This is a genomic window from Arenimonas sp., from assembly GCF_035312645.1.
In the GTDB taxonomy this organism is placed as follows: Bacteria; Pseudomonadota; Gammaproteobacteria; order Xanthomonadales; family Xanthomonadaceae; genus Arenimonas.
Genome location: NZ_DATGBO010000102.1, coordinates 1 through 9,837, shown reverse-complemented (window position 1 = coordinate 9,837; position 9,837 = coordinate 1). Strand labels below are relative to the sequence as shown.

General features: G+C 63.3%; 12 protein-coding genes. 6 read left to right on the top strand and 6 right to left on the bottom strand.

Translation table 11 applies throughout. From position 1 onward, the window contains the following. Both VKM35_RS09435 and dcd read left to right on the top strand, forming a co-directional pair. On the top strand, nucleotides 1-228 hold a 228-nt coding region (locus VKM35_RS09435), incomplete at its 5' end, for a DUF2127 domain-containing protein (protein WP_324320748.1). Between the two features lie 15 nt (nucleotides 229-243). Further along, entirely contained in the window at nucleotides 244-813 is a 570-nt protein-coding gene (gene dcd, locus VKM35_RS09430; RefSeq protein WP_324320746.1) for a dCTP deaminase, read from the top strand. 76 nt (nucleotides 814-889) lie between these two features. Here the strand turns inward: dcd and VKM35_RS09425 are convergent, their stop codons facing one another. Beyond that, complete coding sequence (locus VKM35_RS09425) at nucleotides 890-1,312, bottom strand: HIT family protein (RefSeq protein WP_324320744.1); 423 nt, start codon at nucleotides 1,310-1,312, stop codon at nucleotides 890-892. Then, nucleotides 1,305-1,970, bottom strand: a complete 666-nt coding sequence (locus tag VKM35_RS09420; RefSeq protein ID WP_324320741.1) for a dienelactone hydrolase family protein — start codon at nucleotides 1,968-1,970, stop codon at nucleotides 1,305-1,307. The genes VKM35_RS09425 and VKM35_RS09420 overlap by 8 nt, the downstream gene beginning before the upstream one ends. 94 nt (nucleotides 1,971-2,064) lie before the next feature. Here VKM35_RS09420 and rimO point away from each other — a divergent pair, with 94 nt between their 5' ends. Together rimO and VKM35_RS09410 are read left to right on the top strand one after the other, a co-directional pair. Next, complete coding sequence (gene rimO, locus VKM35_RS09415; RefSeq protein WP_324320739.1) at nucleotides 2,065-3,390, top strand: 30S ribosomal protein S12 methylthiotransferase RimO; 1,326 nt, start codon at nucleotides 2,065-2,067, stop codon at nucleotides 3,388-3,390. A gap of 89 nt (nucleotides 3,391-3,479) precedes the next feature. Next, nucleotides 3,480-4,100: a hypothetical protein gene (locus VKM35_RS09410; protein WP_324320737.1), complete on the top strand. Its 621-nt coding sequence runs from the start codon at nucleotides 3,480-3,482 to the stop codon at nucleotides 4,098-4,100. A 135-nt stretch (nucleotides 4,101-4,235) separates the two neighbouring features. Here the strand turns inward: VKM35_RS09410 and greB are convergent, their stop codons facing one another. The 3 genes from greB to VKM35_RS09395 are packed head-to-tail and all read right to left on the bottom strand — an operon-like array spanning nucleotide 4,236 to nucleotide 6,718. Beyond that, nucleotides 4,236-4,736 carry a transcription elongation factor GreB gene (gene greB / locus VKM35_RS09405; protein WP_324320735.1) on the bottom strand — a complete coding sequence of 167 codons (501 nt, stop codon included), beginning with the start codon at nucleotides 4,734-4,736 and terminating at the stop codon, nucleotides 4,236-4,238. Beyond that, nucleotides 4,736-5,200 (bottom strand): hypothetical protein, encoded by a 465-nt coding sequence (locus VKM35_RS09400; protein ID WP_324320733.1) that lies wholly within the window; start codon nucleotides 5,198-5,200, stop codon nucleotides 4,736-4,738. The genes greB and VKM35_RS09400 overlap by 1 nt, the downstream gene beginning before the upstream one ends. 30 nt (nucleotides 5,201-5,230) lie before the next feature. Beyond that, nucleotides 5,231-6,718 (bottom strand): helicase HerA-like domain-containing protein, encoded by a 1,488-nt coding sequence (locus VKM35_RS09395; protein ID WP_324320731.1) that lies wholly within the window; start codon nucleotides 6,716-6,718, stop codon nucleotides 5,231-5,233. A 105-nt stretch (nucleotides 6,719-6,823) separates the two neighbouring features. Between VKM35_RS09395 and VKM35_RS09390 the strand changes: the two genes are divergently transcribed. After that, nucleotides 6,824-8,356 carry a transglycosylase SLT domain-containing protein gene (locus tag VKM35_RS09390; protein WP_324320729.1) on the top strand — a complete coding sequence of 511 codons (1,533 nt, stop codon included), beginning with the start codon at nucleotides 6,824-6,826 and terminating at the stop codon, nucleotides 8,354-8,356. Between the two features lie 28 nt (nucleotides 8,357-8,384). Next, complete coding sequence (locus tag VKM35_RS09385; RefSeq protein WP_324320727.1) at nucleotides 8,385-9,194, top strand: alpha/beta hydrolase; 810 nt, start codon at nucleotides 8,385-8,387, stop codon at nucleotides 9,192-9,194. Between the two features lie 64 nt (nucleotides 9,195-9,258). Here the strand turns inward: VKM35_RS09385 and VKM35_RS09380 are convergent. Next, the coding region (locus VKM35_RS09380) for a 3-hydroxyacyl-CoA dehydrogenase family protein (RefSeq protein WP_324320725.1) at nucleotides 9,259-9,837 on the bottom strand (579 nt) is incomplete at its 5' end.

The window sequence follows — 9,837 nt, the reverse complement described above, 5'->3', positions numbered from 1 at the left end:
CTGGCCGCCACGGCCTATGCCGCGCTGCGCTTCCTCGAAGCCTATGGCCTGTGGTTCGCGCGCAGCTGGGCGCGCTGGCTGGGCATTGTTTCCGCCGGCATCTACGTGCCGTTCGAGCTTTATTATTTCGTCCGCGACCCGAGCTGGACCTCGATCAGCGTCCTGTCGATCAACGTCGCCGTGCTGTGGCTGCTCTGGCCGCAGCGACGACCCATCATTTCATCCTGAGGTTCCGGAAATCGCATGAGCATCAAATCCGACAAGTGGATCCGGCGCATGGCTGAGCAGCAGGGCATGATTTCGCCCTTCGAAGCGGGCCAGGTCAAGCACGCCGCCGACGGCCACCGCATCGTTTCCTATGGCACGTCGAGCTACGGTTACGACGTGCGCTGCGCGCGCGAATTCAAGATCTTCACCAACATCAATTCGACCATCGTCGATCCGAAGGCCTTCGATCCGTCGAGTTTCGTCGACGTCGAGGCCGACGTCTGCATCATTCCACCGAACAGCTTCGCGCTGGCGCGCACTGTCGAATTCTTCCGCATTCCACGCAGCACGCTGGTGGTCTGCCTGGGCAAGAGCACCTACGCGCGCTGCGGCATCATCGTCAACGTGACGCCGCTGGAACCGGAATGGGAAGGCCATGTGACGCTGGAGTTTTCCAACACCACGCCGCTGCCCGCGAAGATCTACGCCAATGAAGGCGTGGCGCAGATGCTGTTCTTTGAATCCGATGAAATCTGCGAAACCAGCTACAAGGATCGCGGCGGCAAATACCAGGGCCAGACCGGCGTTACCTTGCCGCGCACCTGAGTTTTCCGCAGGAGCGGAAATGTCCGCGAGTCCCGAAAATCGCGGTACGGTTTGAAAGTCGCGGTCTTGCCCGCCCCTACGGAGTGAGGCTTTGCAGCTTCTCGCGCAATTGTGCGAGTCGTGCTTCACGTGCCGCCGTGCCGAAGCGCTGCATCGTGCCTGCGCCCCAGACCGGCCCCGGCCAGGCGGCGTCGCCTTCGAGGCGCGCAACGACATGCACGTGCAATTGCCGGACGATGTTGCCGAGTGCGCCGATGTTGAGTTTGTCGCAGGCGCCGCTGGCGCGCAGAAGTTGTCCGGCCTGATTGATTTCCGCGAGCAGCAATCGCTGCGCGCCGCCGTCGAGATCGAGCCATTCGCTGGCGCCGGGCAGGCGCGGCACCAGCACCAGCCAAGGGAAACGCATGTCGTCGATCAGACGCAGCTGCGACAGTGGGCCATCGGCGATGAAATGCGAATCCGCTTCCAGCCGGCCGTCGAGATCGAAGGCTTCAGCCATTCGTGTGCAGGCGCTTGGCCAGGAAACCCAGCGTGCGGGTCAGCGCCTGTTGCGCGACTTCCGCGTTGTAATCGGCGCGCTGGTCGCAGTTGAAGCCGTGGCCGGCGGGCCAGACGTGGATCTCCGCGCCAGGCAGGGCATCGCGGTGTTTCTCGATGTCCTCGGCGCTGATGCTCGTGTCCTGATCGCCGAAATGCAGCATCAACGGCGCTTTCGGCCGTTCGCGCAGCAAGGGCACGGTGCGGGCGCCGTAATAGCTCACTGCCGGCACGCCGAAACGCGTGTTGGCGAGGAAGGCGACGCTGCCGCCCCAGCAGAAACCGACCGTCGCCACTTTGTAATCGGCCTCGAGATGATCGTAGGCAGCGCGGACGCCATCGAGCGCGCCGTTGAAGCCGAGTTCGTCGACGATTTCTCGGCCGCGGGCGATGCCGGCTTCGTCGTAAGCGAGCTCGACGCCAGGATGGATCAGGTCGAACAGCGCGGGCGCGATGGTGACGTAGCCGTAGTTAGCGAACTTGTCGGCCAATTGCCGGATGTGGTTGTTCACGCCGAAGATTTCCTGCACCAGCACCACGGCGCCCTTGGGCGTGACGTGCGGCATCGCCTTCCAGCCGGAAATGCGGCCGTGCCGCGTGCTCAACGAGATCGTCGCCATGCCCGTCCCCCGATGTGGCCCCGCCCAAGCATACGCCCGGGCCGGGCAGGGTGGCAGGGGTATAATCCGCGCCCCTCTCCTGCGGTCGTCCACGATGTCCCTGTCCCAGCCCAAAGTCGGTTTCGTCAGCCTTGGCTGCCCCAAGGCGCTGGTCGACTCCGAGCGCATCCTCACCCAACTGCGCGTGGAAGGTTATGACATCGTGCCGACTTACGACGACGCCGACGTGGTGGTGGTCAATACCTGCGGTTTCATCGACTCGGCCGTCGCCGAATCGCTGGATGCGATCGGCGAGGCGCTGGCGGAGAACGGCAAGGTCATCGTCACCGGCTGCCTGGGCAAACGCGCCGAACTGATCCGCGAAGCGCATCCCGGCGTGCTCTCGATCAGCGGTCCGCAGGATTACGGCACGGTGATGAATGCCGTGCACGCGGCGCTGCCGCCGAAACACGATCCGTTCCTGGATCTGGTGCCGCCGCAAGGCATCAAGCTCACGCCAAAGCACTACGCCTATCTGAAGATTTCCGAAGGCTGCAATCATCGCTGCAGTTTCTGCATCATTCCCTCGATGCGCGGCGACCTGGTTTCGCGTCCGGTCGATGAAGTGTTGCGCGAAGCCGAGAAGCTGGTGATGGGCGGCGTCAAGGAATTGCTGGTGATTTCGCAGGACACCAGCGCTTACGGCGTCGATGTGAAATACGCCGAGCGCGAATGGCGCGGCAAGCACTACCAGACGCGCATGAAGGCGCTGTGCGAAGGCCTGGCCGAACTCGGCGTCTGGCAGCGACTGCATTACGTCTACCCGTACCCGCACGTCGACGACATCATCCCGCTGATGGCGGAAGGCAAGTTGCTGCCGTATCTCGACATTCCGTTCCAGCACGCCAGCCCGCGCATCCTCAAGCTGATGAAGCGCCCGGGTGCGGTCGACAAGACGCTGGAGCGCATTCAGCGCTGGCGCGACATCTGCCCCGACATCACCATCCGCAGCACCTTCATCGTCGGCTTCCCCGGCGAGACCGACGACGACTTCGAGCAGTTGCTGGACTTCATGGATCAGGCCGAACTCGATCGCGTCGGCGCCTTCGCCTATTCGCCGGTCGACGGCGCCAAGGCCAACGATCTGCCCGATCCCGTGCCGGAAGAAGTGAAGCAGGAGCGCCTGGCGAGGTTCATGGAATTGCAGGCCGAAATCAGCACGGAAAAGCTCGAGCGCAAAGTCGGCACGGTGCAGAAAGTGCTGATCGATGCGATCGACGGCGAACTCGCGATTGGTCGCTCGATGGCCGATGCGCCAGAGATTGATGGCCTGGTGCAGATCCAGGATGGCGCCGAAGCCGGCCTCAAGCCCGGCCAGTTCGTCGACGTGCGCATCATGGGTTCGGACGAGCACGACCTGTTCGGACTGGTTGCGGTCTGACGCCGCGATCGCGAAAATCCTTGTAGCTGCCGTCGCCAGCACGCGACGGCAAACTTGATTCGCTGATCGTTGCGCCAAGGAGATCGTCCATGTCCCTTCGTCTTGTTTTGCTGGTGCTCGGTGTTTCTGGCATTTGCGTTGCCGCCCATGCCGCATCGCCCGCGTTCCCGACCCGCGCCGATGCATTGCCGGTGTTCGTGCCCAAGGGCATGCAGGTGGAGACGCAGCTCGAAGCCGATTTGAATGGCGACGGCAGCGAGGATGTCGCGGCGATCATCCGCGGCGAAGACGAACGCTACCTGCTGGTTGCCGTGCGCGAAGGCAAGGGTCTGCGTCGGGTCGGTCTGGGCGAGCTCGATGCCTATCCGCTGGGCGATGCCAGTCTGAAAGCACCCAAGGGTGTGCTGGTGATCGAAGACCTGACCGGCGGCACTTCTGCCGTGTCCTCGCGCTATCGCTACCGCTACGAAGCTGCGACCGATCGTATGCGCCTGATCGGCGACGACGTCACCTATTACAGCCGCACCAACCAGCACGACGCCATCGAGATCAGCACCAATCGCCTCACCGGCACGCGCATCACCAAGATCCGCAAACTGGTCAAGGGCGATTACGTCGACCAGAAGCCGAAGCAGAGCAAGGTCGCGATCAAGAAGTTCTATATCGAGAATGCGCCAGTCGCGGAAATGACGCTGGGCATCGGCGGCTGAGTTCCCCGTAGGAGCCAGCTTGCTGGCGACATTCTCTCGCGGGCGACCGTCTCGATCCCCGCAATCGGATGAGCATCGCGATAGTTGCTAGCCGGGTAGACATGGTCGCCAGCGAGCTGGCTCCTACTGGACAGGTTAGTCGTAGGCGACGGAGACGACTAGATAGCGTGCGTTGCGGCCGGGCAGCGGCGCCTCGAATTCGTCGTCAACGCGTTTTTTCATCGCCGCGCGCGCCAGCGGCGAGTCGACGCTGATCAGGCCGAGTCTGGCGTCGGTTTCGTCGGGGCCGACGATGCGGAAACGATGCAGGTCGCCGCTGTCGCTGTCTTCGACTTCGAACCAGGCGCCGAAGAATATCGCCGAGCGATCGCTGGGCGGTGCCTCGATCACGCGCAGGGCTTCCAGGCGTTTGCTGAGGTAGCGCACGCGCCGGTCGATTTCGCCCAGTTGTTTTTTTCGATAACTGTACTCGGCGTTTTCGGAGCGATCGCCCTCCGCCGCCGCCGCGGCGAGAGCCTTCACCACTTCCGGTCGGCGTACGCGCCACAGATCGTCGAGTTCCGACTTGAGGCGATCGAAGCCGGCGCGGGTGATCAGCGCCGTGCTGGCTTCCGCGGGCGGACGCCAGCGTCCCATTACTGACGATGCAGGCTGGCGGCGACAGGATCCGCCGCCGGCGTGCCATCGGCCGCGAGTTTCTGGATCTCGTCGCGGGACACGACGTCGTAAAGCCGCGTCGACGCGCCTTTGCCGGCGGGTGTGAGACGCAGGTGTTCGCCTTCCTGTTCGGTGCTCCAGGTGCCGGTGATCGCTTTCGTGGCGTCGGCCTTCGCGCTCAGACGGAAAGTGGAATCCGCGCGCAACTCCAGCGTGTCGTCATCGCCGCCGAAGGTGCCGGCGAATGCTTTCGCGTCCAGCGCGGGACTGGAAATATCGGAAGCATCAAGCGCATCGGTCGGCGCCGGTGCGGCGATGCTGACCGGCGGCGCGGGTTCGGTATTCGTGCTGGCGGCAGGTGCGGCCGGCTCCGGTTTGCACGCGACCGCGAGCAAGGTCGCGAAGGCGAGGGCGGCGAAAGCGATCGGCTGGCGAATCGACATGACGAAGCTCCGGATCACGTGGCAGGAATTTCAGCGTTTTCCACCGAGCAGGCTGCCGAGAACGCCGCGCAGGATCTGCCGGCCGATGCCGGTGGCGACGGTGCGTGTCGCCGATTTCGCCGCGGCTTCCACGGCGCCCTGGCGACGCTTGTTGCCCCAGAGAAAATCGTTGAGCGCCGATTGCTGCTCCGGCGCCGCTTTGCCGGCAGGTGCGCCGGCAGCAGCAGGAGCTGCCGCAGTTTTTTCTTCCGCGCGCTTGCTCAGCATCTCGGCGGCCGATTCGCGGTTGATCGGTGTGTCGTACTTGCCGCTGACCGTGCTGCGTGCGCGCACGGCGGCGCGCTCTTCCATGGTGATCGCGCCCATGCGGCAGCGTGGCGGGCAGATGTAGGCGCGTTCGACCGGCATCGGGATGCCCTTGTCGAGCAGCATCGACACCAGCGCCTCGCCGACCGCGAGTTCGGAAATCACCTTGGCGACGTCGATCTTGGGATTGGGAACAAACGTTTCTGCGGCGGTCTTCACCGCTTTCTGGTCGCGCGGCGTGTAGGCGCGCAACGCGTGCTGGATGCGGTTGCCGAGTTGGCCGAGGATCACGTCAGGGATGTCGTCGGGATTCTGCGAGCAAAAATACACGCCCACGCCTTTCGAGCGGATCAGGCGCACAACCTGCTCGACGCGCTGCTGCAGCGCCGGCGGGCAGTCGTCGAACAACAGATGCGCTTCGTCGAAAATGAACACGAGTTTGGGCTGGTCGAGATCGCCGACTTCCGGCAGGTGTTCGAACAATTCCGAGAGCAGCCAGAGCAGGAAGCTCGAATACAGGCGCGGCTTCATGATCAGCTGGTCTGCGGCGAGCAGGTTGATGATGCCGCGGCCGGACGGGTCCTGGCGCATCAGGTCGGCGAGTTCGAGTGCGGGCTCGCCGAAGAAGACGTCGCCGCCATCCTGTTCCAGGCGCAGCAATGCACGCTGGATCGCCGCGACCGAGGTCGGACTGACCAGACCGTATTTCTGCGAGATATCGGTTTTCTGTTCAGCGACGTAGTTGAGCAGCGCGCGCAGATCGGCGAGATCGAGCAGCAACAGGCCTTGGTCGTCAGCGAGCTTGAAGGTGATGTCGAGCACACCCGACTGCACTTCGTTCAGTTCCAGGATGCGGTTGAGCAAGGTCGGGCCCATTTCCGACACCGTGGTGCGCACAGGATGGCCGAGCTTGCCGTAAAGATCCCAGAACACCACCGGGCTGGCTTCGTTGACGTAGCCCTCGATGCCGATCTGTTGAACGCGCGACGTTATTTTTTCGTTCGTGACACCGGCCATCGCCAATCCACTGATATCGCCCTTCACATCGGCCATGAACACCGGCACGCCCAGGCGCGAGAAGCCTTCCGCGATCACCATCAGGGAAACGGATTTGCCTGTGCCTGTGGCGCCGGCGATCAATCCATGACGGTTGCCATATTTACCCAGCAGCCTGACTGGGATATCACCTTTGCCGATCAGGATCTCGCTCATTGGGTTCTCCGTTGTGCTTCGATTCTAGGGCCTGCGGCGCGGTGGCGAAACGGTTGCCGCTCGATGACGGGAACCGATACCCTGCCGGTTCAAGAAGGAAACTCCATGCCATCGATCCGCAACAGCCTGATTATTGCCCTGGCGCTCGCGCTGGGCAGCACCGCCGCTTCCGCCAAAACCGATAAATTCGCGCCCCTGTTCCAGCAGATGGACGCCGCCAGCCAGCGTTATCGCGAGGCACAGGTGCAACTGCAGAATGGCGACGATACCGCGATGGTGCGGATGAGCAAGGCGTTGGAGGACATCGAGGATCTGGCGCAGCAATGCCTCAAGCAGAAAGGTTGCGAGGCGACGCGGGTGATCACCACTTACGAAGCCCTGCTCAAATCGCAGGACATGGCGCCGGATCTGGTCGAGGCCGGCGAAACTTCCGCCGAGCCCGATCACGCGATTTCGCCGGTATTGGCCAGTTCGCCGGAAGCCGCACGCAGCATGCAATTGCTCAACGACGGTCACGCCTTCGACAAGATGGTGGAGATCAACGAACCGATCCAGGCGGCGATCCGCGAATGGCTGACGACCCAGCGCTCGTTCCTGATCGACTCCTGGGAAAACTACCAGTACATGCGTTATCTGATGTATCCCGAATACGAAAAGGCCGGGCTGCCCGAGGCGCTGTTGTTCGGGTTGATGGCGAAAGAGTCGGGCGGCAAGGTGCATGCGGTGTCGCGCTCTGGCGCGAGCGGGCCGCTGCAATTCATGTACGGCACCGGCGCTCGCTTCGGTCTGGGCAAGGATGCCACCGGCTTCGACACGCGTTTCGATCCGCAATACGCGGCACGCGCGAACGCTGCTTACATCAACGAGCGCTTCCGCGAATTGAATCGCAACATCGAATATACGGTCGCCGCCTACAACGGCGGTGAAGGTCGCGCTGGACGGTTGTTCGTGCAGAACAGCGGGCAGAGTTTCTGGTCGCCGCAGGCCTACGGCGCGCTGCCGCCGGAAACCCGCGACTACGTACCGATGGTGATCGCCGCGGCGTGGTTGTTCCTGCATCCGAAGCAATACGGCCTGGAATTCCCGCATATCGACACGACGCCCGACCAGTTCGCGCTGGCGCGCGACACCTCGATCAACGAATTGACGATCTGCCTGGGCAACGGCGGCAGTCGCGACGGCTGGTTCCGTGTGCTGCGCAATCTCAATCCGCGTTACGAGCCGACCACGATCATCCCCACCGGCACCGTGTTGCGTGCACCCAAGCGCGTGACCATGCTCTATCGCAACAACTGCATGCAGGGCCCGCGCGCCGAGATGGCCGGCCAGCTGATGCGCGCCAGCAAGTACGTCGTACCGGTTTACGTGCCGGGCCCGGAGGCGGCGATGGATCCCAACGCCTCATTGGCCGAACAGGTGGAAGCGGCGACACCCAAGCCCGCGCATTCACGCAAGGAACGCAAGGAGCGTGAGAAAAAAGTGCACGAGTATCACGTGCGCAAGGGCGACAGCCTGTTGGCGATCGCACGCGAACATAGTTGTGACCTCACCGTGCTGGCGCGCGCGAATCGATTGAAGGGACCGTCGTACGCACTGCGTCCTGGACAACGCCTCAAGCTCGAAGGCTGCGAGGATTGATGGCCATCGTCGACGGAATGCGCGCGCTATGAGCGAGGCCGAAGTGACGACGCTTTCGGTGGTGTGGATGTTGCTGCGTCGATTCGTACTCTTGTTGCTGGTGCTTGCGCTGCTGTCGTATCTGGGCGCGGTGGGCCTGCTGTATTTCCGGCAGCGTTCGATCCTCTACTACCCGTCATGGGCTGCGGCCGTGGATGCGCCGACGCTGTCGGTCGCGGTGCCTGGCCTCAGGCTGCAGGGCTGGGCGGTGAATCCGGGTCAGCCGCGCGCGCTGCTGTATTTCGGCGGCAATGCCGAGGCGGTCGAGAAAAATCGCGACCTGTTTGCCACGGCGCTGCCTGGCTACACCGTCTATCTATTGCCGTATCGCGGATACAGCGGTAATCCCGGTGCGCCCACCGAAAGCGATCTCTATGCGGATGCCTTGGTCGAATTCGACCAGATCCGCGCACGGCATGTCAGCGTCGCGCTGATCGGACGCAGCCTGGGTTCGGGCATCGCGACCTATGTCGCGGCGCATCGGCCAGTCGAGCGTCTGGTGTTGGTCACGCCCTACGACAGCATCGCCAACGTCGCGCAGGGAAAATATCCGCTGTTTCCAATCGGCCTGCTGCTCAAGGACAAATACGAGTCATGGCGGCGTGCTTCCGACCTGACGATGCCGACGCTGGTGCTGATCGCAGGACGCGACATGGTGATCCCGCGTGCGAATACCGACGCGTTGATCGCGGCCTTCAAGCGCAAGCCGGAAGTCGTGGTGATCGCTGGCGCCAGCCACAACGATATCGCCGAGGACGATGGCTATCGGCGGGATTTGGCGATGTTTTTGACGCGGTGAGTGGTGAGCCGCGGAGATGGCGGGCCATTGCGCGGTAAGCGCGGCCGGGCCCGCATCCACCAAATCAGAGTTGGTCCCAGCCTGGACGCGGCAGGAAGCGGTCGCCGTAGCGTGCGGCGAATTCTTCCAATCGTTTCTTGAGTTTCGCGGCACCGACGGACTTCACGTATTCGATCGGGCCGCCGCGGAACGGCGCGAAGCCGGTGCCGAAGATCACGCCGGCGTCGAGCAGGTCGGCATCGGCGACCACGCCGTCGTGCAGGCAGGACACGGCTTCGTTGAGCAGCGGTAGCATCAATCGGTCTTCGAGGTCGGCAGGCGCTTGATAACCCGCAGGAACCTCGGGCTTCACCGCGCGATCGTTTTCCCACTTGTACAAGCCCTGGCCATCCTTCTTGCCACGCTTGCCGGCCTCGACCTTGAACACGTCGGGCAGGGTCTGCTGATGGAAGTCGGCCATGATCCGTCCGACGCTCGCGGCGACATCGAGGCCGACGGTGTCGACGAGCTCGATGGGGCCCATCGGCATGCCGAATTTCAGCGCCGCCTTGTCGATCACCGCGCCGGGAATACCCTCACTGAAGGCGATGATCGCTTCCTGCATGTACGGCGCGAGGATGCGATTGACCAGGAAGCCGGGCGT

Excerpts from the sequence above, each read along its gene's own strand:
- dcd (WP_324320746.1), top strand. The coding sequence starts at position 244 with ATGAGCATCAAATCCGACAAGTGGATCCGGCGCATGGCTGAGCAGCAG.
- VKM35_RS09425 (WP_324320744.1), bottom strand. The coding sequence starts at position 1,312 with ATGGCTGAAGCCTTCGATCTCGACGGCCGGCTGGAAGCGGATTCGCAT.
- VKM35_RS09420 (WP_324320741.1), bottom strand. The coding sequence starts at position 1,970 with ATGGCGACGATCTCGTTGAGCACGCGGCACGGCCGCATTTCCGGCTGG.
- rimO (WP_324320739.1), top strand. The coding sequence starts at position 2,065 with ATGTCCCTGTCCCAGCCCAAAGTCGGTTTCGTCAGCCTTGGCTGCCCC.
- VKM35_RS09410 (WP_324320737.1), top strand. The coding sequence starts at position 3,480 with ATGTCCCTTCGTCTTGTTTTGCTGGTGCTCGGTGTTTCTGGCATTTGC.
- greB (WP_324320735.1), bottom strand. The coding sequence starts at position 4,736 with ATGGGACGCTGGCGTCCGCCCGCGGAAGCCAGCACGGCGCTGATCACC.
- VKM35_RS09400 (WP_324320733.1), bottom strand. The coding sequence starts at position 5,200 with ATGTCGATTCGCCAGCCGATCGCTTTCGCCGCCCTCGCCTTCGCGACC.
- VKM35_RS09395 (WP_324320731.1), bottom strand. The coding sequence starts at position 6,718 with ATGAGCGAGATCCTGATCGGCAAAGGTGATATCCCAGTCAGGCTGCTG.
- VKM35_RS09390 (WP_324320729.1), top strand. The coding sequence starts at position 6,824 with ATGCCATCGATCCGCAACAGCCTGATTATTGCCCTGGCGCTCGCGCTG.
- VKM35_RS09385 (WP_324320727.1), top strand. The coding sequence starts at position 8,385 with ATGAGCGAGGCCGAAGTGACGACGCTTTCGGTGGTGTGGATGTTGCTG.